General features: G+C 40.9%; 17 protein-coding genes and 1 tRNA gene. 5 read left to right on the top strand and 13 right to left on the bottom strand.

The window, feature by feature from the left end:
- Positions 1 to 47: 47 nt before the first annotated feature.
- From QE417_RS03375 to katG, 9 genes are all read right to left on the bottom strand, one after another.
- Positions 48 to 806, bottom strand: coding sequence for a glycoside hydrolase family 11 protein (locus QE417_RS03375; protein WP_311947513.1), 759 nt, complete (start codon positions 804 to 806; stop codon positions 48 to 50).
- A 374-nt stretch (positions 807 to 1,180) separates the two neighbouring features.
- Positions 1,181 to 2,596: a glycoside hydrolase family 28 protein gene (locus QE417_RS03380; RefSeq protein ID WP_311947514.1), complete on the bottom strand. Its 1,416-nt coding sequence runs from the start codon at positions 2,594 to 2,596 to the stop codon at positions 1,181 to 1,183.
- 206 nt (positions 2,597 to 2,802) lie between these two features.
- A complete protein-coding gene (locus QE417_RS03385) occupies positions 2,803 to 4,311 on the bottom strand; it encodes a glycoside hydrolase family 28 protein (protein ID WP_311947515.1) in 1,509 nt (502 codons plus the stop codon).
- A gap of 130 nt (positions 4,312 to 4,441) precedes the next feature.
- The gene (locus tag QE417_RS03390; RefSeq protein WP_311947516.1) at positions 4,442 to 6,148 is read right to left on the bottom strand and encodes a RagB/SusD family nutrient uptake outer membrane protein; all 1,707 of its coding nucleotides are present in this window, start codon (positions 6,146 to 6,148) and stop codon (positions 4,442 to 4,444) included.
- A 27-nt stretch (positions 6,149 to 6,175) separates the two neighbouring features.
- A complete protein-coding gene (locus QE417_RS03395; protein ID WP_311947517.1) occupies positions 6,176 to 9,481 on the bottom strand; it encodes a TonB-dependent receptor in 3,306 nt (1,101 codons plus the stop codon).
- A 238-nt stretch (positions 9,482 to 9,719) separates the two neighbouring features.
- Positions 9,720 to 10,739 (bottom strand): FecR family protein, encoded by a 1,020-nt coding sequence (locus tag QE417_RS03400; protein WP_311947518.1) that lies wholly within the window; start codon positions 10,737 to 10,739, stop codon positions 9,720 to 9,722.
- Positions 10,740 to 10,810: 71 nt separating this feature from the next.
- Complete coding sequence (locus QE417_RS03405; RefSeq protein ID WP_311947519.1) at positions 10,811 to 11,398, bottom strand: RNA polymerase sigma-70 factor; 588 nt, start codon at positions 11,396 to 11,398, stop codon at positions 10,811 to 10,813.
- Positions 11,399 to 11,598: 200 nt separating this feature from the next.
- A tRNA-Gly gene (locus QE417_RS03410) sits at positions 11,599 to 11,671 on the bottom strand.
- Between the two features lie 264 nt (positions 11,672 to 11,935).
- Entirely contained in the window at positions 11,936 to 14,209 is a 2,274-nt protein-coding gene (katG, locus tag QE417_RS03415; RefSeq protein WP_311947520.1) for a catalase/peroxidase HPI, read from the bottom strand.
- 232 nt (positions 14,210 to 14,441) lie between these two features.
- Here katG and QE417_RS03420 point away from each other — a divergent pair, with 232 nt between their 5' ends.
- Positions 14,442 to 16,421: a sensor histidine kinase gene (locus QE417_RS03420; RefSeq protein ID WP_311947521.1), complete on the top strand. Its 1,980-nt coding sequence runs from the start codon at positions 14,442 to 14,444 to the stop codon at positions 16,419 to 16,421.
- A 113-nt stretch (positions 16,422 to 16,534) separates the two neighbouring features.
- Entirely contained in the window at positions 16,535 to 17,107 is a 573-nt protein-coding gene (locus QE417_RS03425) for a hypothetical protein (RefSeq protein ID WP_311947522.1), read from the top strand.
- A gap of 190 nt (positions 17,108 to 17,297) precedes the next feature.
- Here QE417_RS03425 and QE417_RS03430 read toward each other — a convergent pair whose 3' ends face one another.
- On the bottom strand, positions 17,298 to 17,660 hold the full coding sequence (locus QE417_RS03430; protein WP_311947523.1) for a DUF2200 domain-containing protein: 363 nt from the start codon (positions 17,658 to 17,660) through the stop codon (positions 17,298 to 17,300).
- Between the two features lie 165 nt (positions 17,661 to 17,825).
- Between QE417_RS03430 and QE417_RS03435 the strand changes: the two genes are divergently transcribed.
- Complete coding sequence (locus QE417_RS03435) at positions 17,826 to 18,500, top strand: hypothetical protein (protein WP_311947524.1); 675 nt, start codon at positions 17,826 to 17,828, stop codon at positions 18,498 to 18,500.
- 60 nt (positions 18,501 to 18,560) lie between these two features.
- On the opposite strand, the gene msrB is transcribed toward QE417_RS03435, so the two are convergent.
- On the bottom strand, positions 18,561 to 19,082 hold the full coding sequence (gene msrB, locus QE417_RS03440; protein WP_311947525.1) for a peptide-methionine (R)-S-oxide reductase MsrB: 522 nt from the start codon (positions 19,080 to 19,082) through the stop codon (positions 18,561 to 18,563).
- A gap of 196 nt (positions 19,083 to 19,278) precedes the next feature.
- Here msrB and QE417_RS03445 point away from each other — a divergent pair, with 196 nt between their 5' ends.
- Positions 19,279 to 19,788, top strand: a complete 510-nt coding sequence (locus QE417_RS03445; RefSeq protein WP_311947526.1) for a DinB family protein — start codon at positions 19,279 to 19,281, stop codon at positions 19,786 to 19,788.
- A 70-nt stretch (positions 19,789 to 19,858) separates the two neighbouring features.
- On the opposite strand, the gene QE417_RS03450 is transcribed toward QE417_RS03445, so the two are convergent.
- Both QE417_RS03450 and QE417_RS03455 read right to left on the bottom strand, forming a co-directional pair.
- Positions 19,859 to 20,428 carry a hypothetical protein gene (locus QE417_RS03450; protein ID WP_311947528.1) on the bottom strand — a complete coding sequence of 190 codons (570 nt, stop codon included), beginning with the start codon at positions 20,426 to 20,428 and terminating at the stop codon, positions 19,859 to 19,861.
- A 45-nt stretch (positions 20,429 to 20,473) separates the two neighbouring features.
- Complete coding sequence (locus tag QE417_RS03455; RefSeq protein ID WP_311947529.1) at positions 20,474 to 23,818, bottom strand: TonB-dependent receptor; 3,345 nt, start codon at positions 23,816 to 23,818, stop codon at positions 20,474 to 20,476.
- Between the two features lie 368 nt (positions 23,819 to 24,186).
- Here QE417_RS03455 and lpdA point away from each other — a divergent pair, with 368 nt between their 5' ends.
- Positions 24,187 to 25,578 (top strand): dihydrolipoyl dehydrogenase, encoded by a 1,392-nt coding sequence (lpdA, locus tag QE417_RS03460; protein WP_311947530.1) that lies wholly within the window; start codon positions 24,187 to 24,189, stop codon positions 25,576 to 25,578.
- The last annotated feature ends 66 nt before the right edge of the window (positions 25,579 to 25,644 follow it).

Consider the following 25,644-nt stretch of genomic DNA (forward strand, 5'->3'; position numbering starts at 1 on the left):
AATGTTTAACAAGAAAAATAAGTGAAAATTTACACTACATCTGTTTATTACCAAACGCTTGCGTTAACGTATCCGCTGGTACCTGTACCGTAAGACTCTGTTAGCAATATTGCTGCCGGAGAAATATCGCTACCAAGACCCAAACCTGCATTTGCCCAGGCATTTACGTGGTTAGCAAAAGTAATGCTCCTGTTTTGTGCGCTGGGTGCCTGTGAAGTACGGGTACTGAAAACCTGGCGAAAAGTTTGGGTACCGTCAATAGAAGGGGCGTTAGTGCGGATAGCTGTGTATATATCATACGTGCCGCCATCTGTACTAACCGATCCGCGACGATCGGAAGATGCAGGTCTGGAACCTCCCCATTTCTCATTCACGTAGTACTCAATAAGCGGGCTTCTTGTCCAGCCATAATAGGCAAAAGATCCGCCGCCGTTCATACTAAAAGATCCGCAGTTGTAGTTTACCGTTCTGGTTTTAGAACCTGTACTCCAGCCCTTACCACAGGTAAAGTTACCGTTAAAACCACTCCATGAAATGGAATAATTACCGTTAGAACCATTAGTGTAAGTACAGTTTCCTGTGGCTCCGTCGCTTTTCCAAAGTGACCAAAAGTAGCCATTGTTGGTGCCCGACTGGTAAGTTAATACCTCTTTAGATGAAGCTGTTTCTGCAGGAACTTCTTCGGGTTTAGCCTCAGATCCTTTTTTGCAGCTTGTTAACATTGATGAACCGGCCAGCAAGATAACTGCAGCGGCTCCGAAAGCAACCTTCCGGGTTACTTTCGCTAATGGTGTTTTTTTGTACATATAGATTAATTGTTGGTTAATCTAAATAACAAAATCACCCTTGCTACTACGGCCAATTTATATCAAAAATGTTACATAAATGTTTAATATCTATATCTTAGTAGTCGGCAATGGTTGAATTAATACTAATTAAATAATTCATTGAGCAGTACATAGACAACCTTTTAATACATTGATTTTTAATTTATTAGGCACATGATCGATTCAAAACCCAAGTACAAAACCTGATTCTCTTTAAAGTATGTTATAAATTGAATTAAGCTGATCAGCAAATTTCAACAGCATTATTTCTTAGAAGTCTTTCAAAAAAAATCTAAAAAAAAATGCTTGAAGTGGCATTACCTCAAGCACTAAAGTATTTTATAATTAAAGGTTTATTTATCTTTTATTACGGGTTTTAATTTTTGAGGGAAAGCAGATAAACCATCAAAATTTACCAGCTTAAGGTCACGTACATCGTGGCTTTCTATTGCATGGGCAAAGTTTGCCGGGCGTTTATCTCCCCAGTTTACCGAACTGTTACGTATAGTAATCATTGCGGCCTTATCAAAATAAAAACCTGCAACATTTGCTTTTAGTAAGCCTTCAACTTTACTCGGTCTGCGGTCATATATTCCACCCGGTATGGTAGTGGTTTTGTTAATAAGCACATCAACCTGGTCAAAGGTAATATTGCTTACCTTGTCTGCCGATTCACCACCCACATAAATACCGTTTTCGCTGGTACATTTTACATTACTAAAGCTAATGTTGGTTACCGCACCAACCTTACCCTCGGTTTGTCCTTTAGGAAAACGCCAGCCAGCATCTTTGTGATTGCCCGATGCACGGCTGTATGCCGTTACATAAATGGGTTCTGCTTTACCCCACCAAACGTCAGAAAACAGGTGCGAATCGACAATTATATTGGAGAAAATCACATCACTCACCGTTCCTTCATCGCGGTTTTGAATGCCAATACCACGATTACTTTTGGTAACGATGCAATTGTTAATTAAGATGTTGCTGATGCGGTCCATGTTTTCGGACCCTATTTTTATGGCACAAGAACGCGACGTCATGGTGCAGTTGGTTACGGTTATGTTTTCGCAAGCCCCAAACTCTTCATATTCACGACGATTTTTAAAACAGATACAATCATCACCCGATTCGATGTAAGAATTACTGATGCGCACGTTTTTGCTATGATCAAGGTCTATACCATCGCTGTTTCTAACTTTAAGGCTGTTAAGCAAAGTGATATTATCAATGGCTACATCATCACAGCCAATTAAATGCACTGTCCAGTAGGCCGAATTGCGGATATGCAAATCACGTATGCGGATGTTTTTACCGCCCACAATAGTTAACAAATGCGGCCGGGGATCAACTATGTTGAATGGTTTTAATACGTATGAATCTTCCAGTTCGGCACCCATGAAACTGGTGCCGTTACCGTCAATAGTTCCGGCTCCGCAAATGGTTACATTTTCCAGTTTTTCACCGCCTATCCATATAGTACCCTCGCCTTTGTTATCACGAAAGGCACTTTTGGTATATGCCTTTTCATCAGGATTTGCCAGCACCCGGGCATTTACCTCAACTTCAAAAACAATGTTCGATCTTAAATTAAACGGACTGGCCATATAAATGCCCCCAGAGGGTATAATAACTGTTCCTCCACCTGCGGCCGAGGCTGCGTCAATTGCTTTTTGAATGGCTGTAGCGTTATCGGTACGGCCATCGGCAACGGCACCATACGCTGTAACATTATAAATTTTTTGTTGGGCTGAAGCAGTATTACCTGCCATTGCCAACATCACACAAATTACACAAAAAAGATTTCGGAACATATAATTATCAATAGCTTAAGGGTGCTAATATACACATCTGGCTTGCCTGTTTATAGGTAAAATCTAACCAATTTGATAATATGAGAGAGCTAACCTTTAGGCAACATACAGTTAATTGCAAAATCTAAATCTCCTTTTGCAGCAAATATTAAAGTTTCACCTGCCTATTTTTTAATTACAACAACATTGGCTCCTTTTGGCAAACTTAAAGCCGATGTGGTTAGCTTGTTCACTTCTTTATATACCACGGCAGGCAAAGTTGTATTTTGGGGAACCGAAACATTATTAAGCATGAGGCCTGTTATATCATCAAAAACTAAGGCAGGGCGAAAATCGGCTCCTTTAACGCTAACTTTAATGTTATTTAGTTTAATACTCTCGGCATGGCGCACATACAGCCCCCACGATGGCAACTCGCCAAACATGGTAAACTCGGGATAACCGGCAGCGTTTTCATTAATTGATGACAATGAATCGATACTAACATATGCTTTTTGTTTGCTTGCAGCACCCTCGTATATAACTTCAATATTTTGAAGAGTAACATCCTGAACGGGATGACCGGGAATCCCTACAATAGATGCAGGCAGCAAGTTATGCGGAGGCACCTTAGGCAAAGGTCCCTCCAGCGGATAACCTATATCGGGTTTACCGGCCGGGACTTCGATTTTAACGTCGTCGATAAATACGTTTTTTATGCTGCCGTACCGCGCATCGGTATTACGATGCCCCAGGCGAATGAAGATAGCATTACCTGTGTTTTTGGCTTTTACGTTGCTTATTTTCACATTTTGCAAAAAGCCTCCATCAACACTTTCTAATGCAATTGCCGAGCGGTAAGTATCGTACACGGTAATGTTTTTTACAGTGATATTCTTAAATCCACCTAACGAGCCTGTACCCAATTTAAACCCGTTTGCACTCGACCTCAGGGTGCAGTTTTCAACATAAACATTGTCGCAAAAGCCATCTGTAGTTTCCGATTTTAAACAAATGGCATCGTCGGCAGCATTGAAAAAGCTATTGGTGATCTTAACATTTTTAGAATCAACAATATCAATGCCGTCGTTATTCCAATAAGCTGTGCTGTTTACGTTCATGCTATCAATCAAAACACCATCACACTCCTTGTAATTTTGCACCCAACTGGCAGCATCTTTCAAGTTAATGCCGGTTACTTTAACATTTTTGCAGTTTTTAAAGTAAATCAAATTAGGGCGATTCTTTTCTGTAGGGCGTTTAGTAAGCCATAGTTCATCCTGTATTTTACCTGCCCGTAATTGTTTAAATACATCGGCCATCAAAAGGTGCGCTTGTCCGTCAATAGTCCCTTTACCGGTAATAGCCACATTTTGGTGGCCATTAGCCGATACTACCGCCATTCTATCTTCCGAAAAATCCATCCGGCGGGCACTCCCCAACAATACTGCGTTGGAAGACAAATAAAGTTCAACGTTACTTTTTAGTACTACAGGACCGGTTACAAAATTTCCGGCTGGCACTACTACCCTACCGCCACCGTTAGCAGCCGCAGCATCAATTGCTTTTTGTATAAATACAGCATTGTTGCTATGCGTTATTGCTGCGCCGTAGGCTGTTATTTGATAGTTTTTTTGAGCCTGCACAGCAAAAATTGTGCATCCAAGCAAAAAAGTTAGTGCGAATTTCTTCATTTAAATAGGTATAGCAATGGTTAATTACAGGGTTTTTAAACCTTTTGCAAGTTTTAAAAAAAGCGTGCCGACGTTGCGGCGGCACGCTCAAAAAATTAATAAAATATAAAGAACGATTGATTTTGCAGGCCTAATAACCCGGGTTTTGTGGAAACGCAGCACCACGGTTAAGGTCAATTTGAGTTTGAGGTATGGGCCTTAACAAATGAATAGCCTGCAATGCACCTGCCGCACGTGCTTCATCGTTGTGTGCCAGGGTGCGGCTTATCAATTTACCGGTACGCTTCAATTCAAACCATCTGAATTCTTCTCCGGCCAGTTCACGGGCGCGCTCATCTAAAATATCATCGAGTGTTAGGCTGGTTACCTGCATTTCGGTGGCGTAAGCTACACCTGTAAGCGGGTTATTGCCTGCTTTGGCGGCACGGGCACGTAACTGGTTATAATACTGTAAGGCTTTGGCCTGGTTGCCGGCCTGTAAAAACGCTTCGGCGGCAAGCAAATAGGTTTCGCCTAAACGGAATACATAGGTATCGCGCGTACCCCCATTGTCGGCAAAGGCCGCATTGGGGTCTCTGAATTTTTTAAATAAAGGGAACGAGCGGGTATTACCGGTAAACGGCGACGTACGGTATTCATCAGGGTTAATAACGTAGTACTTACGATTGGCTTTTTGTGCCGGCGTAAAAGCTACATCAGGATAATAAATTATGGTATCGCCCGCGGCAAAGGTTTTGCCGTTTAAGGTTCCGGCGGTTTGGGCTGTAACCCCTGTCCAAACGGTGCTCAGGTAACGGCTATCGCGTTGCTTATCAAACAAACTAAAAAAGTAAGGATCGGGAACAGATACATGCGAAGCATTGGGTTTATTATACAATATTGCGCGGCCAACAGTAGCCACATTTTGCACATCCCATAAAAAGAACTGCTGTTGCACATTACCTACCACAGCCGTAGTTTGCGCTTTACCCATTAAGTAAACCTGGTTGGTAGCTACATTAGTGCTGTATTGAACCGAAAATATAACCTCGTTATTTACCTGGAAGTTCGCTACAGTTGGATCGAACATGGTTGAGAATTGCGGACGCAAACCATAAGTACCTGAAGTTATCAGCGTTTCGGCCAAAGTTGCCGCCTGGTTAAAATCCCCATTGCCCAAGCCATAGCTTTTATAGCCACGGGTTAAGTAAACTTTAGATAGCAGATGCTGTGCAAAACCACGGGTAATGCGGCCAAAATCGGTAGTGGTGGCAGGTAATCCGGTTACAGACTCGGTGAGGTCTTTAATGATCTGGGTATATACCTCACTTTCGGCAGCGCGGTTAAATGAAGTACTCACCTCAACCGTACGGTTTAAAACCAATGGCACGTTGCCAAACGTTTCTACCAATAGGTAATAGCAATACGCCCTTAACGCTTTTGCTTCGCCAATACGGGCATTAAGCGTAGTAGCATCAATATTTTGAACCTGTGTAGCCCAATACAAGGTATTGTTAGCGCCGCCAATGGTGTAGTATAACTGCTTCCAGTAATTATCCAGGTCCACCAATGATGAGTTTAACGATACGTTGTAATTATTGAGCGGATTAACATCAGTTGTTGCATAAGAGGTATACACATCGGTACCCAAATTATGCAGTGAACTCATGCTTACAATGTATCGTAAGTTAGGATAGTTGGAACGGGCAAGGTCTTCAAAACCTTGCTTGGTTACGTAATAAAGCTGATCGGTAGCGGTACCAAGGTTTGTTTCGTCGATATATTTTTTGCAGCCTGTAGTGCCTGCAAGGGCAGCTACAAATAACAACTGCAGCATTTTGCTTCTTAAAATTTTCATATCAAAGTATCTTTCGATGTTTAAGAATTAAAGAGTAAAGTTTACACCAAAAATGAACGTGCGGGTACGGAAATCCTGTAAACCAAATGAGTTTAGGTCGGCCGTTTCAGGGTCCCAGCCAATAAACTTGGTCCATATGAACGGGTTGTAGGCTGTGGCGTATACGCGCAGGTTGCTCATGCCTATTTTTGAAGCCAACGATTTTGGAGCGGTAAAGCCCAAGGTCATGTTGCTGATTTTGGTATATGATGAGTTTTGGTAAGTAGCAATCAGCCTCCGGGTAGCATCGGTCTCGATGGCGTTGTTAGCCCAGGTGTTGCTTGGGTTGGTGGTTGTCCAGTAGCTACGATCGAAGGTGCCAAATCTTGCACGACCCTGGTCCTGGTTCATGGCTTGCTCCAAAAATGTACTTACCTGTTTGGTGCCCTGGCGGGTGTAAACGGTTACACCAAGATCAAAATTTTTGTAGTTAAATGTACTGGTTAACCCACCAAACCAATCAGGTATATCGCTGCCTTGTATTACACGGTCATCGGCAGTAATTTTATTATCGCCGTTAACATCGCGCAGTTTATACTGCCCTGGCTTTTGGCCATATACAGCTGCTTGTGCAGCTTCGCTGGTTTGCCATACGCCAATAATTTCGTAGTTGTATAGCACACGTGCTTTTTGGCCGATGAAGCGGGCGTTACCAACATCGTTGGCGCCGTTGCCAAACAGGTCAATAATTTTATTATTGTTTTTAGAGAAATTGATGCTGGTTGTCCAGGTGAAGTTTTGCGATTTGATGTTGGTGGTATTCAAACCAAGTTCGATACCGCTGTTGCGAATGGAACCTACATTCGCTGTGATGGTTGAATAGCCATTAGCGGCAGGTATTTGCTGCGGTAACAGTGTGCCTTTAGCGGTTTTGTTATAATAATCGAAGGTGAAGGCAATACGGTTTTTGAAGATGCTTAACTCCATACCGGCATTATACTCGGTGGTTTTTTCCCAGGTAAGGGCGGCTGGCGCTAAATTTACCACTGCCGATCCGTTAGCAGTTGTTCCGTTAAAATCATAGAAACTGGTTGATACGGCCGACTGCGTTACGTACGGATAAAAGTAAGTTCCATTAACCGCTGCGTTTCCCGATTTACCGTAGCTGAACCTGAATTTCAAAAAGTTGATGGCCGAGATATTTTTGATAAAATCCTCTTCACTGGCTACCCAGCCCAAAGCCGCCGATGGGAAAAAGCCCCATTTATTACCTGCCGAAAATATGGAGTTGCCATCGGCCCTGCCGGTTACGGTTAACAAGTACCTGTTTTTAAGGGTGTAGTTGCCTCTGAAAAAGTAAGAGCTGATGGTTTGTTTGCTATACGCGCTGGATACTGTGGTAGCAGGCGCAACGCCATTAACCGTAGTTACGTTACCCACATTGTACCACAACGAGCGGTAAGGTAAGCCCGAAACCGAAATAAGATTATTATCCTGCTGATAATAGTTGAGCGAGTTACCCAGCGTAAACTCCAGCTTGTTATCGTTATTGATGTTCTTATTGTAGATAAGCAAGTTATCTAAAGTGTAGTTAAATGTGTGGTTAGCCCCGTTAGTAGCTGCGTTAGGACGGGTACCTGCACCTATTTTTGAGTAAGTATCGGTATAAGTGCCTGAACGCTGGAAAGTAATATCGGGCGTAAACGATGAGCGGAACTTCAGGTCTTTGAAGAACGAAACTTCGGCAAACAGGTTGGGTAACAAACGTACATACTGCTTGCGGTTAAGGTCGTTATCAAAATCATAAAGCGGGTTGGTTATTTGCGCCTCGGTTTCGTAAGCAAAAAAGCGGTTGCTGCCATCGGCGTTATAAGCACTGCCGGTTGGGCGTAAACGGTAAGCGCTACGGAATACCTCGCCGCTGCCCAGGTTAAAATCGGCAAAGGTACCGTACATTGATGCTCCAATTTTAACAGCATCGCTCAGGGTTTTCTCCAAACCTGTTTTCAGGGTGTACTTCTTGGTATTTTCTACCTTTAGTGCCCCTTCATAATGCTGATAGCCGGCAGAAAGGAAGTACAGTGTTTTTTCGTCGCCACCAGTAATTGACAGGTTATGATTGGTTTGTAAACCATTGCGTTTAATAAGATCGACCCAATTGGTATAGTTGCCGCTGGCTATGTTTGATAACTCGGTTGGCGAAAATATTTGCGCGTCGGTATAAGTTACGTTGGGTGTAACGTTGGTACCTAATGTACGATAATATTCGCGGGCGTAGTCAACAAACTGGGAGCCATTCATTACTTTAGGAATGTTGTAGGCATTTACAAAACCAACATAGCCATCATAATTTACTTTGGTTTTGCCACGTGTACCGCGTTTGGTAGTAACAATAACTACACCATTGGCACCGCGCGAACCAAATATGGCGGTAGAGGATGCATCTTTTAACACGTCCATACGCTCAATATCCGCCGGGTTTATATCGCTAATATTTGCCACCGGAATACCGTCAACCACATATAATGGTTGGGTGTTACCATAAATGGAGTTCACACCACGTATTTCAATATTCATATCGGCGCCGGGTTTGCCCGAGCTGCGCTTAACATCAACACCAGGCATGCGACCCTGTAAGGCTTCCTGGGCACTTGGTGCGCGCGATTTTACAATATCTTCAGAATTTAAAGAGGCAATGCTCCCCGTTAAGTCGCTCTTCTTTTTGGTGCCATAGCCTACTACCACAACTTCATTAAGCGATTTTGAATCGGCCGTTAGCTTAATGGTAAGGGGTAACTGGCCGGTGGCAGGCAACTCAAGGTTGTTGTAGCCCACATATTTAAAAACCAATATATCGTTGGTGCTGCCCACAGCAATTTTAAAATTACCGTTAACATCGGTTATGGTGCCTTTGCTACTGCCTTTAACAGTTACGCTAACACCTACAAGCGGCTGGTTGGTTTCATCCACTACCATACCGGTAATATCAACCGCCTGAACCTGGTTTGAGGCCGGTGTTTGAGGTAAAGTTGGCTGAACATCAATAAGAATGATCTTGCTTTTAAATACCTGGTAATTGATGTGGTATTGGGTAAGCAGGTTGTTTAATACCTGCTTAAGCTCCTGGTTATTAAATTGTACTGATATTTTGTCGCTCGTACGTATAACGTCCTGGTTATAAATAAACTGTACGCGGTGGGTTTTGGCCAATATCTCTAACACATCGGCCAAAGTTTTTTCGCGCACGCTTAAGCTTATCTTCTTATTCAATATCTCTTGTGCCAAGGTTGGTTTTGAATAAGTGATACCAGTCATCAATATAATAAAGAGCAACTGACTGAATGTGATTCTCATGATCTTACGCCAGAAATGCGAATGATGTAAACAAAAATTCATAAATTTGAAATGATTGTATTTTGACAAAAAAATATAATACTACGCCCGTTCACCAATTTTATTGATGTTCACCAAACGGGCTGAAACTTTAGGGGTACAAGGTGCTGCAACACTCTTGTACCTTTTTTGTAAACGGTGGGATTTTACTTTTAAGTAGGTATGTCTTTTCTCATAAATTGTTTAATTAGGTTAATTATCAATTGGTTGTTTTAAGTATGATGAGATCGTCTTCGGCAATCTCGTAATTAATATTCATGGAGGTTTTAAGTACCTCGAGCACTTCGGGCAGGTTAAGGCCTGTAAGGTCAGCCGTCATGGAGGAATTTTTCAGCTTTTCGCCTTCGATTTTTATTTGAACCCCAAATTTTTGGTTAAGTACCAAAGCAATTCCGGTAAGTTTCTCGTTTTTAAATGACAGGTCTATATGCTTCCAAAGATTCATAGTACCCATATCGGCATTTCGGTTTGCAAAAAATGAATTATCGGCTTCGCTATAAACAACTTGTTGCTTAGGATGCAGCACAACCTCACTGGCAAGCAGTTTAGCTCCCGCTAAGTGCGCTTCGCTGCCTGTTTTACTAACAGATACTTTACCGGTTAACACCGTAACCGTTGCTTTTTGCATATTATAATTATCCAACACGCTGAAACTGGTACCCCAAACCTTGGTAATGATGTGCTTACTCTCGATAATGAAAGGACACTGGGGATTTTTAGCAACTTCAAAAAAAGCTTCGCCCTGCATTTTTACATTACGCGATGCTTTGGCAAAAGCTTTAGGATAACTTAACCTTGATCCGGGTTTCAACCAAACGCTGCTTCCGTCAGGCAGATCTTGTTTAATAATGTTTTTTCCGTTGTTGCTGATGTTAGCCCAATTTTCGGAAACGATGGCTGTGGTGTTATGATTTGCGGTTTGCCTGTTCCAAACAAATAGCAATACAAAACCGGTTAATGCTGCAGCCACCCCTACTTTTAACCAAAGCGGAATTATACGTTTGCGGGTTTTGGACTCATTGGTAATTGTTATACGTGATGATATTTTTTTGTACATGCGCAGCTGAATTTGTTCACGCTCTGCAGCCGACAAGGTGTTCAACATATCGGGCTTGTTTTGATAGCTGGCGTACCATTGATTTAAAATAGCCGCTTCTTCAGGTGTACAGGTACCCTTACGGTATTTCTCCATCAATTCGGCAAGTTGCTCGTTTGTCATACAAAAAAGGATGGTTATAATTTGGTTTATAAAAGTATAGTCGTGCAAGTAAGGGTGTTACCCTTGCCCAGTCAGATACTTTTTTTTAAAAAAATTAAAACGGCCAGCGGAAGGTAGTCGGCCATGCCAAAACGCAGGGCTTGAAGTGCTTTGGTTAAATGACCTTCAACTGTTTTTTCGGAGATGTTGAGTATAGCGGCTATCTCTTTATTAGTTTTATGCTCGGCACGGCTCAACTGGTATACAGAGCGGCATTTATCGGGCAGCTGGCCTATCAAAGTTTCGAGATAGCGTTTTAAATCGTTAAGAATTACATTATCTTCGGTAGAAGTATCAGCAAGAGGTGAGGCCAGCTGCACACTTATAAAGGCGTCTTGTGTAAGGCGTTTGCGATAATAATCAATAACGCTGTATTTAACGGCCGTGTGCAGGTAATTAGAAAGCCCGGTGCTGATACTGAGCAATTCGCGTTTTTCCCAAAGTTTTACAAATATGTCTTGAACAACTTCTTCGCAAAGTTCAAAATCGGCCAAACGCTTGTGTGCCGAGTTAAATAACTTATCCCAGTATCGCCGGTAAATTTCCTCAAACGCAGCATTGCTTCCCTGACGTAGCATTACGGCAAGTTCATTATCGTTTATTGCAGCGCAAACGTTCATCTTCTCCCCTAAATATTATATATCAGCAACAACGGGTACTTTGGTCAATTGGTTAATTGGAGGTGAAAGGCAGTACAAATAAAATGATTTTTTTGTTGACAGCTTAACAAGCTTCGAAAAAAGTTTATTAAATAAACTAATATGGCATATATTAAAAATAAAAATCCCTCACCAAAATATGATGAGGGATTTTTGAAGAGAGCGAAAGACGAGATTCGAACTCGCGACCCCGACCTTGGCAAGGTCGTGCTCTACCAACTGAGCTACTTTCGCATTTAGATAATAAAAGCCTCTCATATATTTGAGAAGCTTGTGGCTACAAAGATACAACTTTAGCGTATATGTAAAGAGCCTTTTACTGGTTTAGTAAGTTTTTAGCTATAAAATATTGATTTTAAGGCGGAAAAATTTAACAAACCTATAATAATCTAAAGGGTAAGAACCTGTATAAGCAAGTCACACACACATAAAAGCCGCCCCAATTATGACGAATTGAGGCGGCTTGCATTTATAGGTTACGAAATAATTCAGTTATAATTACTTCAGGTCAAACCTGTCGAGATTCATGATTTTGGTCCAGACCGCAACAAAATCATTTATAAATTTCTTTTGGGCATCTGCACCTGCATAAACCTCAGCTATGGCGCGGAGTTCGGAATTTGAACCATATACCAAATCGGCGCGGGTTGCGGTCCATTTTACCTCGCCGGTTTTGCGGTCGGCACCTTCATACAGCTCTTTATCAGGCGATGTGGCCTTCCACTCTGTACTCATATTAAGCAGGTTCACAAAAAAGTCGTTGCTTAATTGCCCAGGGCGCGTAGTTAACACACCTGCTTTCGAGCCATCAAAGTTGATATTAATTACTTTTAAACCACCCATTAATACAGTAAGTTCGGGTGCAGTTAGGGTTAATAACTGGGCTTTGTCAACCAGCAATTCTTCGGTTGATGCCCTTAGTTGGCTTTTGCGGTAGTTACGGAAACCATCAGCTAATGGCTCAAGGTAACCAAACGATTCTACATCGGTTTGCTCCTGTGAGGCATCCATACGGCCGGGGGTGAAAGGCACAACAAACTGGTGACCGGCATCGACTATGGCTTTTTCAATGGCAGTGTTGCCTGCCAGTACAATCAAATCGGCCAATGATATTTTTTTACCGCCTTGCTGGCTACCGTTAAAATCATTCTGAATGCCTTCTAATACATTCAGCACATTTTGCAATTGGGTTGGATTGTTAACTCTCCAGTAACGCTGCGGAGCCAGGCGTATGCGGGCACCATTTGCGCCACCGCGTTTATCAGAGCCGCGGAAAGTTGAAGCCGAAGCCCATGCTGTTGAAACCAGTTCAGATACACTCAGGCCTGATGCTAAAATTTTGCTTTTCAAATCGGCCACATCGGCATCATTAACCAACTCATGGTTAACTGCCGGAATAATGTCCTGCCACAACAATTCTTCCTGCGGGGTTTCTGTTCCAAGGTATAATGCCCGTGGCCCCATATCGCGGTGGGTTAATTTAAACCAAGCGCGGGCAAATGCATCTGCAAAAGCATCAAAATCCTCCAAAAAATGGCGTGATATTTTTTCATATGCCGGATCGAACCTTAAAGCAAGGTCGGTAGTTAACATAGTTGGACGATGTTTTTTGGCACCATCATAAGCATCAGGTATGATTTCCTGATCGGTTTTAGCTACCCACTGGTGAGCACCGCCCGGGCTTTTGGTCAACTCCCATTCAAAGCCAAACAGGTTTTCAAAAAAGTTATTGCTCCACTGTGTTGGTGTTTTGGTCCAGGTTACCTCCAAGCCGCTGGTAATGGTATCGGCACCTTTGCCTGAGCCAAAACTATTTTTCCAGCCAAAGCCTTGTAATTCTAATCCTGCGGCTTCGGGCTCTTTATCTACATGATCTGAAGTTGACGCACCGTGAGTTTTACCAAAACTATGTCCCCCGGCTATCAGCGCAACAGTTTCTTCATCATTCATGGCCATGCGGCCAAAAGTATCTCTTATATCTTTAGCAGCTAAAACAGGGTCAGGGTTACCGTCCGGGCCTTCGGGGTTTACATAAATTAATCCCATTTGCACTGCAGCAAGCGGTTTTTCCAGGTTGCGTTCATGAACCTGGCCATCGGCATCATCATCAGATACCAGTACACCACGTCCGTCAACCCCTTCTGAACCGTGTGCATAACGAACATCTCCACCTAACCATGTATGCTCTGAACCCCAGTAAACCGACTCATCGGCTTCCCAAACATCGGCACGGCCACCGGCAAAGCCAAAGGTTTTAAAACCCATCGACTCGAGTGCCACATTACCTGTAAGTATCATTAAATCGGCCCATGATATTTTGCGGCCATATTTTTGTTTGATAGGCCAAAGCAATCGGCGGGCTTTATCAAGGCTCACATTATCGGGCCAACTGTTTAAGGGTGCAAAACGCTGCATTCCTGCTCCAGCCCCACCACGGCCATCTGTTACGCGGTAAGTACCGGCGCTGTGCCATGCCATACGTACAAATAAACCACCGTAATGGCCAAAATCGGCAGGCCACCAGTCTTGCGAATCGGTCATGAGAGCATGCAAATCCTGTTTTACCGCTTGTAAATCCAAACTTTTAAATTCTTCAGCATAATTAAAATCCTTATCCATTGGATTGGTTAAATCAGAATGCTGGCGAAGTATATTTAATTTTAACTGCTTAGGCCACCAGTCGCGGTTACGGGTACCGCCCCCGGCCGTGCTATTATTTAATGTACCGTTGTGAAATGGACATTTGCTAATGTCGTTCGAATCTTTCTCCATGATAGTTTATAATTTGTTAAATGGTAACTTGCTAATACATGATAAAGGTATGATTACAGAAAGTAAACTAAAAATCGATTGTTTGAATAGCTGATAGACAAAACTTATAAGCAATATATCACAAAAAAAATTTAATACTAAAACCACAAAGCTTGTTATGTGTTAGTACTAATTAAGTATTTGCACAAAATCATATACAAGAAATTTTTATCGCTTTAAACATCTACGCTCCATGATCAACAATTTTAACCGATATCTCAAATTGGGATACGGTTTTTCTTTGTTAATACTTATTGCAGTAAGCTCGGTATCATACGTAACATTAACTCAGCTGATACATAGTAATGAGTTGGTTTCGCATAGTGGCGAGGTTATGCAAAAGCTCGGAAAACTGCTCTCAGTTGTTAAAGATGCCGAAACCGGACAGCGTGGTTATCTGCTTACAGGTAAAACCCAATTTTTAGAACCTTATAACGGTGCATACCAAAAAGCAGCCGATTTTACTGCCGAACTTAAAAACCTTACTGCCGATAATAAAGCACAACAAGCCAATATTGAGACCATACATACAATACTAAAGAAACGGCTCAACATTTTACAAGAAATCACGGTCAAAAAACTAAAAGATGAAATTATTTCAGCATCAGATCTTGATGCAGGCAAGGCCGCTATGGATGCCCTTAGAGAAGCAGTTGCCAAGGCTGAGGCTGATGAAAACATATTATTAAAAGAGCGCACAAGTAAGGTTAATTTTTATTCGGATTTAACGCCTTGGTTTATTGTTGGCGCAGGTATATTGGCATTTGTTGTGGTGGTTTACTCTTACAAGAAAGTCACTAACGATATTAGTATAAAAGATGCACTCCGTAGTGAAATAGAAAAAAGCGAGCGGGAAACCACTGCTTTAAATGAAGAGCTGACCGCTGCTAACGAAGAACTAACTGCGATGAATGAAGAACTTGCAGCTGCAAGAGAAGAGTTAGTTACCGCTAATGAACAACTAGAGCAACGGGTTGAAGAACGCACAAAAGAACTGCAAAACAGCCACGAAGAAACTCAGGCCCTCAATGAAGAACTCTCGGCCATGAACGAGGAACTTTCGGCTACAAACGAAGATTTAAATAATAGTGAGCATCGTCTTCAGCAAATGGTTGATGAAATTAGCAAGGCTTATGAACATAGCGCCAAACTGGTAGCCATTGTTGAATCATCAGATGATGCTATTATTGGAAAAGACCTGAATGGTATTGTTACCAGCTGGAACCGGGGTGCCGAAAATATATTTGGTTATGCCGAAGACGAGATTGTAGGTAAACCTATATTAACACTCATTCCACAAGACCGCCAGCATGAAGAACCTACCATACTTTCACGCTTAAGAAATGGCGAAAAAATTGACCATTATGAAACCATACGCCAAACCAAAGACGGAAAGCTGATTGACGTATCATTAACCATATCGCCTATAAAAGATAAAGAAGGCCGTGTTACCGGCGTTTCTAAAATAGCACGCAACATTACCGAGCAAAAACAAAACGAGCAACGCAAAAACGACTTTATTGGCATGGCAAGCCATGAGTTAAAAACTCCGCTTACCTCGCTTAATGCTTTAATACAGGTACTACAACACAGAGAAGCAAAATCGCCCGACACATTTGCTTTTACCGCCTTAAATAAGGCTGCTCAACAATCGCGTAAAATGACGGCATTAATTAATGGCTTCTTAAATGTATCGAGGTTAGAGTCGGGCAAGTTAAATATTGATAAGCACCAATTTGATTTGCAGGAATTGATTAGCGAAAGTATTAACGATATGCGCCTAACCGTTACCAGTCATCAATTTATATTTGAACATGGCAATCCTATAAAGATCATTGCCGACCGCGATAAAATTGGTTCAGTAATTTCAAACCTCCTATCCAACGCTGTCAAATATTCGCCACGAGGTGAAAGTGTTGTTGTTGAAACACAGATAAATGATGATGAGGTATGGGTAAGTGTAAAAGATGAAGGTATGGGTATTAAACCCCAGGATAAGGAAAAGCTATTTGAACGTTATTACAGGGTAAATTCCGACCATACTAAATACATATCGGGTTTTGGCGTAGGCTTGTATTTAAGTGCCGAAATTATAAAACAACACCAGGGCCGTATTTGGGTTGATAGCGAAAAAGGAATTGGTTCTACATTTTGGTTTACATTACCTTTATAAACAGTATAACACCCTATTAAAGGGATATTTTATAGAGATGCCTATCTCAATTTAGGCTTTATACCACATGGTCTTAATGTTGTTCCTGAAAAACATTAATAAAAAACATCTACATGAAAAAACTTATCATGTGCCTGCTGGCCTTAAGCTTTACAGCCGCTGTTGCACAAGACGCCCCGATTATTCAGAAAGATTTTCAAACTATTATTGGCTATACCCGCAAACTCGAAATTGATAAAATACTGGATATGACCTATCCGCCGATGTTTAAACTGATGCCAAAAGAACAAATGAGTGCTATGGCAAAAGGAGTATTAACCGGTATGGGCATTAAAACTATTTATGAGGAAGTGCCAGTTGGTTTAAAGCTTAGTCCTTTAAAAAAGTTAAGCAATGCCACCATTTGTTTAGGTAAGTATAACCAAAGCATGATACTGGAATCAACCCAACCTTCATTGGTTGATATGATAGCCAAGGCCAAAATGAAAGATAATACCATTGAAAAACTGGCTCCTGGTAAAGTTCGCATTAAAGGCACTAACTACCTGTTGGCCATTAAGGATGCCAACACCAACGGCACCTGGAAATATTTAAGATATGATGACGAGGATGTTGAGACCAACGCTAAAATTCTACCTAAAGAAATATCCACTAATGTAGCATTGATGAAAGCAGCATTAAAGTAATATTTAAAAACCAAACGCCACTTAGCAAACCTATTATTGGTTAATTAAGTGGCGTTTTTATTAAATCATATTAGTACGTCACGCTATCTGTCCTTTTATTTTTATCACCATTAAGGTTAATAAGCAAAGCAGTAGCCAAGCCTCTACCCTGATTCTCGTCACAGGTTTTGAATTTGCTTAAATACTTGATTCACTTATCTCTCAATATCTTTTCCATCTTTCTACCTTTAGCCAGTTCATCAACCAGTTTATCTAAATACCTTACCTGTTTCGTTAAGGGGTTTTCAATATCCTCAATGCGGTAACCGCAGATAGTGCCGGTAATGAGGTGGGCATTGGGATTAAGCGTGGCCTTCTCAAAAAACGTTTTAAAAGTTACCTTCTCATTAATTAGCTGCTGCAATTTAGCATCATCAAAACCGGTTAGCCAAGTTATTACCTGGTGCAATTCTTCTTTGGTTCTGCCTTTCTTTTCAACCTTGGTAACGTACATGGGGTAAACCGAGGCAAAAGTCATATTAGCTATGCGCTCATTGTGGGTATCGGTGGTCATAATATAAGCTTATAACCACTAAATAAAGCAATTTTCACTATTGGATAGATGCTCATTTCTTATATTTTAAATAAAATGATAAATTGTAGTTAGAGTTAATTTCAAATTACTAATTTAGAATTGTCGACCTGACAGTATAAACCAATTATCTTACTCTAAAAATTTATGAATAACTACCAGCGTTTTGCAGTTATATCTGTTGGCTGCTTATTGATGTTTGATATATCTAAAGCTCAAATTCAATCAATACCAACACCAACACAGCTAATGTCGATTGAGGTTGACGGTGTACGAACCCGGAAGTATGGTAATGTTGATGTTGACGGCTCACCTTTTTTAACCGATGGCTGGGCTAATGGTATTGCTACAACTGATAAGGGCGAGAATTTTGAGGGCAGTTTGAGGTATGACATCGTGACCGACCAACTTGTTTTTGCCGGAAAAGATAGTGTTATGATGCTGTTTAACGCTCCAATTGTACGGTTTACTTTAAGTGATGATACTTATCAAAACGGGTTTCCTGCTGTAGAAGACTGGAAAGACAAAACCTATTATAAAACCCTTGGAGCGGGTAAAAGCAAAATATTAAAGCACTTTTATAAAAAGAAGATTGAAGTGCGTGATATTGGAGGAATTTCCAACTATAAATATGAGGATAACGTGGCTTGCTACTTATTTAAAGACGCTAAAATGGTTAAACTAAAGCCTAATAAAAGCGCTATTATAGCAGCATTAGCCGATAAAAAATCAGAAGTTGAAGCTTTTGTAAAAAACAATAAGATTGACTTTAAGCAAGATACCGATGTGGCTAAACTCATGAATTATTACAATAGTCTTTAATTCAACCCCGTTAAAAATAAATGACCTTTTGTATTTACAAAAGGTCATTTATTTTTTTTATTACTTCACACCTGCCAACGGTTCAAACTCCAACGATACCGAATTCATACAAAAACGTTTATAAGTTGGTGCCGGGCCATCGTCAAATATATGGCCTAAGTGTGAGCCGCAACGCGCACAAATTACCTCGGTACGTTCCATACCAAAAGATTTATCGCTTTTGTATATAACGGCGTCCTTACGCACGGGTTCAAAAAAACTGGGCCAGCCGCATTCGCTGGAAAACTTGGCATCGCTTAAAAACAGCTTATTGCCACAAACCGCACAATAATAAGTGCCTTTGGCATTGGCATTCCAGTATTTGCCGGTAAAGGCACGCTCGGTGGCTTGTTCGCGGGCTACGGCATATAACTCGGGCGATAAAACCTTCTTCCACTCCGCATTGCTTACGTTCAGTTTACGGGTGTCAGAATTAGAGTAATACGGATTTTTGCTATGACCGTTTTGCGATTTAATTTGCTGCGCAATTGCGCCGGTAAAAAACATCACTAAAGCAGCCGATAATATGATGATCCTCTTCATTTAAATGGGGGGTTACAATAAGTACATAAACGTATAAGTTACGAAAAATTATAGTTAGCAGATGTTAATCAATTCTAAATGACACGGTGCTGATTTTTTAAAAATTCGATATAAAATTTCAATTCGGTTTTACTGCTGACATACTGTTGTCACTCCCCTGCGGTTTCTTTGTATCAAATCAAAAACAACAATCATCATGGAAACTGCACAATTAACCGAAAGCACCCAACCCGTATTAAGCCCCGACCAGCTTTTTGCCCACTGGCAAGGCCACCGCAACCTAACCCGTAAAACAATTGAGGCTTTTCCGGAGGCTGAATTGTTTAATCACTCAATTGGCGGCATGCGCACCTTTGCCGAACTGGTAATGGAGATCATAGACCTTACCGGCCCGGGTATTGAAGGTATAGTTACCGGCAAATGGAAAACCATGGATGAGCTTTCGCACACCACATGCAATTATCCTAAAACCAAAGAAGGTATACTGGCTGTTTGGGATGAAACCACCCAACTGTTAAATGAATTAGCCCCACAGGTTACTACAACCCGCTTAAATCAAACCGAAGCGGCCTTTGGCATGTACGAAGATAAATTGTACTCTACCCTGTTATACTTTATTGATAACGAAATTCACCACCGTGCACAAGGTTTTGTTTACCTGCGCTCATTAGGTATAGCACCGCCGCCGTTTTGGGAAAGATTCTAAATATCAACATCCTTTTAAATCAAAAAGCCCCGGTTATTTCATAACCGGGGCTTTAGTAGTATAATAAAACTTATATAGTTTTAAAGAACGACAGCTGATTATAAACCGATGTTTTTGTACCATCGGCCGAATATGCTGTTGCCCTAACTGAATAGGTTTTGTTAGCACTTAAACCTAACAAAGCTAATTTAACCTGGATGCTACCACCATATACCTGGGTATTTTCGTAGGTGGTTGGTTGCAATGTATAAGTTATGCTATGATTAATTAACGGGGTAGGTTTTCTATCCGGTAAAGAGGTATCATCAGCACCTTTCCAGTTGTTAAAATTAACCGTTTTTACTACTACAGAAGTAGCTGATATTGAAGTTCCTTCAATAAACTCTAAGGTAAAACGGCCTGGCGCGGTATTAGTAGTAGTTGCACCAAAATATAATTGCAATACAGTTGCAATAGTTTGAGGCACTACACCCGATGCGCTGGTAACCAATGTAAAAGGACCTGTTTGGGTATAACCTAAGCTACTTAATTGTATAGCGGGTAATTTAGCTTCGGTAGCTGCAACATCAGCTTCCTTTTTGCATGAAAACATAACCAATGTTAACAGTGCAGTTAAAGCAACGCTAATATATTTTTTCATTTGTATAATTTTTATGTATTTAACAATTACTTGTATACTTCAATATTAGAATGAGTATCTGGCACCTAACAACATGCTCCAGGTAGTACCGGTGGTATATAACTTCTGGAATGGAGTGTTTACTAACTGACCGTTGATTTGACGTACGGTATAAGTAGGTACACCGTTTGCATCGATGCTTGAGTACTGAAGCGGGCTTGTAGTTGTGAATTGCTTTTGAACACCCCAAACACTGTTAAGTAAGTTAGGTAAGTTAATTACAGTGGCACTAATTTGTAAAGTGTGTTTTTGACCACCAGACATGATGTAAAACTCTTGTTTCAAGTCGGCATCAACACGGGTGTACCATGGTAAGAAAGCTGCGTTTCTTTCGGCATATTTGCCTCTGCGGCTGCTTAAGTATGATGAGTTGTTGATAAACTGATCAAGAGCAGCAGCTTGTTGCTGTGGAGTATAAGTGTAAGTTACACCGTTAACTGTTGTAGTGTATTGTGAAAAGTTTAACTCGCTTGCTCTTTTTGGTACATACATTAAATCAGATGATGCATTACCGTCGCCGTTTAAATCACCGTTAACAATAAAGCTTGATGCTGTACCTTGTGCCTGACCCTGGAAGAATAAACCAATAGAAGTAGCACCATGCTTAAAGTAGTTAAACTTGTAAGATGCTGAAGCAACTATACGGTGAGGAACAAAATTTTGAGAGTTAGCTAACTCAACATCGTTAGTAGTACCTACGTTAGCAGTAGTTGCCCAAACGCTGGCAGCAGTTGAACCTGCAGTTGAGAAAGCTTCTTTAGATACAGTGTAAGTATAAGCTACCGAAGCGTTAAAGCCATTGGTAAATGTTTTGTTTAACAAAGCGGTAAATGCAGCCGAATAACCTTTGTTAGTGTTCTCTAAAGCAACTACTGATAATGCAGGAGAGTTTGGATAGATGTTACGGTCTTGTGCGGTAACAGCATTGTTAGCACCAGTACCTATGTAACGAGGACGGGTATAATCACCTTCAACAATTACACCGTTAGGGGTTTTTAAGTTAAGGTTACGCATACGTGTAGCGTTAATATCCTTAGTATAAATAGCCTCTATTGTACCAGTAAAGCCGTTACCTAAGTTTTTATCAGCTGCTAAGTTAGCTCTGAAAACCTGAGGAAATTTAAAGTTACGGTCAATTACAACACTTGACGATTGGTAAGTAGTACCTGCTGATTGCGGGAACAAGTTAGCATATACGCTTGGATCAGAAACTAATTTTATGTTTTGCAATTGTGCCGCAGTAGCTACGCCACCAAAGTTATACATACCACTGTTACTTGGATTGTTAGTTAGGAACACATAAGGTATACGACCTGTGAAAATACCTAAACCACCACGTAATACCAATGAATTGTTTTCAAGCATGCTGGCACGGAAACCAACTCTTGGTGAGAATAACCATGATGATTTTGGCCATAAACCTGAGTTATAGGTTTTCATGCCACCGGTGGTTGAGTTTGGATCAGGGAACTGCAATGCAGATAACTGAGGGTTCTCAATTGGGTTTTCAAGATATATTGGCTTGTCGGCACGTAAACCGTAAGTCAACTTAAAGTTGCTGTTTACGTTAAACTCGTCTTGTGCGTATAAGCTAATAGTTCCTACTTTCAGGTTAGCCGAAAATACTTTATCCTGACCTGGGACTAATGAGTAATTGTAAGTGAATTGTACCGGAGGTTTGTCGTCAAGAAAATCTTGTAACGAATTGTAAATGTACGAACCTGCAGCACCCGGCATAAATGCATTACCTACACGTTGGTACTCATAGCTAATACCACCTGTTAAAGTGTGCTTACCTGCATAGTAGGTAAAGTTATCATACAATGTAGTGGTATTGTCAATCACATCATTGTATTTAGTATAAGGGTCAGAACCTGCTGTAATGTAATTTACACCTGCACCGTTGAAAATATCAATAGTTGGGAATATCTCACCTTTAGAAGTACGTGGACTACCATTCTTTTTAAATGTGAATAACAACTGGTTAGACATTTTTGAATTAATAGTACTGTTTAACTCTACAGTACCTGTATGTACTTTATTAATGAAACCGTAGTTAGAGTTTTCAAACGCAATAGATTGATTACTGTAACGTGCGTTAGGTAAACCACCTGTATTACGGGTTGACGGCGAACCGTTAGCACCAGTTACTGTAAATGCAGCATTGTTTGGTGTACTTGTACCGTTTACCTGGTTATCGCTGGTAGCGTTTAGGTAACTGTATTTAACGGTAAGTTTATTCTTATCGTTAATGTTGTAATCAAACTTAATTAATGCTTTAGTATTTTTAGGCTTAAAAGCAGCAAAGTTATCATAACCACCGGTTTCATAACCAAATCTTGTTCTTAATGAGTTAGATACTGCTTGCAGATCGGCAACAGGTGTGCTCGCAATAATACCTAAACCTGATGCACCTGCACCGGTTGGAGAGAAGTTGATCCCTGGCTGTGATTGCTCTTCTTTTTCGAAGTTGGCAAAGAAGAACAATTTGTTTTTAATAATTGGACCACCTACAGTTACACCATACGTTTTTTGAGTTGATTTAGCATTATTTGCGCTAAAATCAACATCACCTATGTTAGTACCATTGAATGATTGGTTTCTGTAAAAACCATAAACCGATCCATGGAAAGTATTAGTACCGCTTTTAGTAGTGGCGTAAACACCTGCACCGGTAAAGCCTGATTGACGAACGTCAAACGGAGCAATATTTACCGACACCTCATCATAAGCCTCAATTGAAATAGGCTGAGCATTACCACCACCTGGTAACAAAGCATCTGATGTACCAAAGGTATTGTTCAGGTTGGCACCATCCACAGTTACACTGTTTAAACGGTTTTCACGACCTGCAAAGCTGGTACCGGTTGACTGTGGTGTTAAACGGGTAAAATCGGTTATGCTACGTGAAAATGTAGGTAAAGTAGCTAACTGAGTACGGTTAATGTTGGTACTTGCACCTTGTTTTGCAGTAGCAATACGTTTGGTACCGGTTACAGTAACTGCACCTAATTCAACGCCACCCTGAGTTAAACTTGAGTTTAACACGTAAGGCTGGCCTAATTGTAAAGTAATATCGGTATAGGTTGCTTTGTTGAAACCAATATAGGTAATATCAACAGTGTAAGGACCACCAACACGCATACCTGGCAAGTTGAATAAACCATTGGCATTGGTAGAGGTAGCATAAGTAGTACCTGAAGGTAAGTGCGTTGCCTTGATAGTAACCCCGGCAAGCGCTTCTCCTTTGGTATCCTTAATGGTACCCGTCATGTTACTCGATGTTACCTGTGCAAAGGTAGCAACGGCAGTAAACAGGAAAAATAACGCGAGAAGTAAAATTTTCTTCATGCTTTTTGTTTTTGTTTAATGAAACGTTTAAATAGTTTTTAAAATTCAGCACAAAGATAATTACTCACTTCCATTCCTATGTTAAGTCAATGTTAATAAATATTGGATTTTTTTAACATTCGGTCATTATTTTGTTGATTTATTAAAGATTTTGTTGTCAATTATCGTGTTTGTTTAAAATTCCTTCAAATAACTATCGGTTTGTTACCATATTTTATTCTGTTATTAATAAATTTTCCAAATTAATGTTAAGTTAGTGTAAACCACTCACTTATTTTCAGAATAAATGCGCAGTATGATACCGTTTTATACTGTCATCCTTTTTATTTAGATTTGGCCTCAGAACTGAAAAAGAAAAACATAACATAATGAACTACGACTTAATTGTTATCGGATCTGGTCCGGGTGGTTATGTAGCTGCAATCCGCGCTTCACAACTGGGTTTAAAAACCGCCATCATCGAAAAAGAATCGTTGGGTGGTATTTGTCTTAACTGGGGTTGTATTCCAACTAAGGCGTTATTAAAAAGCGCCCAGGTATTTGAATATATTAATCATGCTGCCGATTACGGTATAACTGTTGACGTTAAAGGCGAGCCCGACTTTGGTGCCGTTGTAAAACGTAGCCGCGGTGTAGCCGATGGCATGAGCAAAGGTGTTCAGTTCCTGATGAAGAAGAACAAAATTGATGTAATTATGGGCTTTGGTAAGCTAAAAGGCAAAGGTACTGTTGAAGTTACCGCTGCCGATGGTAAAAAAGCCGAACACACTGCCAAACATATTATATTAGCTACCGGTGGCCGCTCACGCGAATTACCTAACTTAAAGCAAGACGGTAAAAAAATTATTGGTTACCGCCAGGCTATGGTATTGCCTCAAAAACCTAAATCAATGGTAGTTGTGGGTTCGGGCGCTATTGGTATCGAGTTTGCTTACTTCTATAATGCTATGGGTACTAAAGTAACTGTAGTTGAGTTTTTAGATAATATTGTTCCGTTAGAAGACGAAGAAGTATCAAAAGCTTTAAACCGTACCTTAAAGAAACAAGGTATCAATATCATGACCAGTTCAACTGTTGAATCGGTTGATACCAGCGGCGAGCTTTGCAAAGTAAGCGTTAAAACTGCTAAAGGTGTTGAAACCTTAGAAGCAGAGATCGTGCTTTCGGCTGTAGGTGTTACTACTAATCTTGAAGGCATTGGCCTTGAAGAAGTTGGTGTAAAAACCGACAAAGGCAAAGTGTTGGTTGACGATTACTACAAAACCAACATCGAAGGCGTTTACGCAATCGGCGATATTGTTAAAGGACAAGCATTAGCTCACGTAGCATCGGCCGAAGGCATTATTTGCGTTGAGAAAATTGCCGGTCAGCATGTTGAGCCGTTAAACTACAACAACATTCCGGGATGTACTTACTGCTCACCTGAAATTGCATCAGTAGGTTATACCGAAAAAGCAGCTAAAGAAGCAGGTTACGAAGTTAAAATTGGCCGTTTCCCATTCTCTGCATCAGGCAAAGCCAGTGCGGCAGGTGCTAAAGATGGCTTTGTTAAAGTTATTTTTGATGCCAAATATGGTGAATTCTTGGGCGCACACATGATTGGTGCTAACGTTACTGAAATGATTGCCGAGGTGGTAACTGCCCGCAAACTGGAAACCACCGGTCATGAGATCATCAAATCGGTTCACCCTCACCCAACCATGAGCGAAGCCGTTATGGAAGCTGCTGCTGAAGCGTACGGAGAAGTAATTCACTTATAAGTACGCTAAAAGTGATAGTTCTAAAAATATCAAATCTTAAATAAAAAAATAAATAGCCCTTCTGCT

Origin of the sequence: Mucilaginibacter terrae (assembly GCF_031951985.1) — a bacterium.
GTDB lineage: Bacteria > Bacteroidota > Bacteroidia > Sphingobacteriales > Sphingobacteriaceae > Mucilaginibacter > Mucilaginibacter terrae_A.

What these genes read in the sequence shown, in the direction of transcription:
- QE417_RS03375 (WP_311947513.1), bottom strand. Translation starts at nt 806, where the DNA reads ATGTACAAAAAAACACCATTAGCGAAAGTAACCCGGAAGGTTGCTTTC.
- QE417_RS03380 (WP_311947514.1), bottom strand. Translation starts at nt 2,596, where the DNA reads ATGGCAGGTAATACTGCTTCAGCCCAACAAAAAATTTATAATGTTACA.
- QE417_RS03385 (WP_311947515.1), bottom strand. Translation starts at nt 4,311, where the DNA reads ATGAAGAAATTCGCACTAACTTTTTTGCTTGGATGCACAATTTTTGCT.
- QE417_RS03390 (WP_311947516.1), bottom strand. Translation starts at nt 6,148, where the DNA reads ATGAAAATTTTAAGAAGCAAAATGCTGCAGTTGTTATTTGTAGCTGCC.
- QE417_RS03395 (WP_311947517.1), bottom strand. Translation starts at nt 9,481, where the DNA reads ATGAGAATCACATTCAGTCAGTTGCTCTTTATTATATTGATGACTGGT.
- QE417_RS03400 (WP_311947518.1), bottom strand. Translation starts at nt 10,739, where the DNA reads ATGACAAACGAGCAACTTGCCGAATTGATGGAGAAATACCGTAAGGGT.
- QE417_RS03405 (WP_311947519.1), bottom strand. Translation starts at nt 11,398, where the DNA reads ATGAACGTTTGCGCTGCAATAAACGATAATGAACTTGCCGTAATGCTA.
- katG (WP_311947520.1), bottom strand. Translation starts at nt 14,209, where the DNA reads ATGGAGAAAGATTCGAACGACATTAGCAAATGTCCATTTCACAACGGT.
- QE417_RS03420 (WP_311947521.1), top strand. Translation starts at nt 14,442, where the DNA reads ATGATCAACAATTTTAACCGATATCTCAAATTGGGATACGGTTTTTCT.
- QE417_RS03425 (WP_311947522.1), top strand. Translation starts at nt 16,535, where the DNA reads ATGAAAAAACTTATCATGTGCCTGCTGGCCTTAAGCTTTACAGCCGCT.
- QE417_RS03430 (WP_311947523.1), bottom strand. Translation starts at nt 17,660, where the DNA reads ATGACCACCGATACCCACAATGAGCGCATAGCTAATATGACTTTTGCC.
- QE417_RS03435 (WP_311947524.1), top strand. Translation starts at nt 17,826, where the DNA reads ATGAATAACTACCAGCGTTTTGCAGTTATATCTGTTGGCTGCTTATTG.
- msrB (WP_311947525.1), bottom strand. Translation starts at nt 19,082, where the DNA reads ATGAAGAGGATCATCATATTATCGGCTGCTTTAGTGATGTTTTTTACC.
- QE417_RS03445 (WP_311947526.1), top strand. Translation starts at nt 19,279, where the DNA reads ATGGAAACTGCACAATTAACCGAAAGCACCCAACCCGTATTAAGCCCC.
- QE417_RS03450 (WP_311947528.1), bottom strand. Translation starts at nt 20,428, where the DNA reads ATGAAAAAATATATTAGCGTTGCTTTAACTGCACTGTTAACATTGGTT.
- QE417_RS03455 (WP_311947529.1), bottom strand. Translation starts at nt 23,818, where the DNA reads ATGAAGAAAATTTTACTTCTCGCGTTATTTTTCCTGTTTACTGCCGTT.
- lpdA (WP_311947530.1), top strand. Translation starts at nt 24,187, where the DNA reads ATGAACTACGACTTAATTGTTATCGGATCTGGTCCGGGTGGTTATGTA.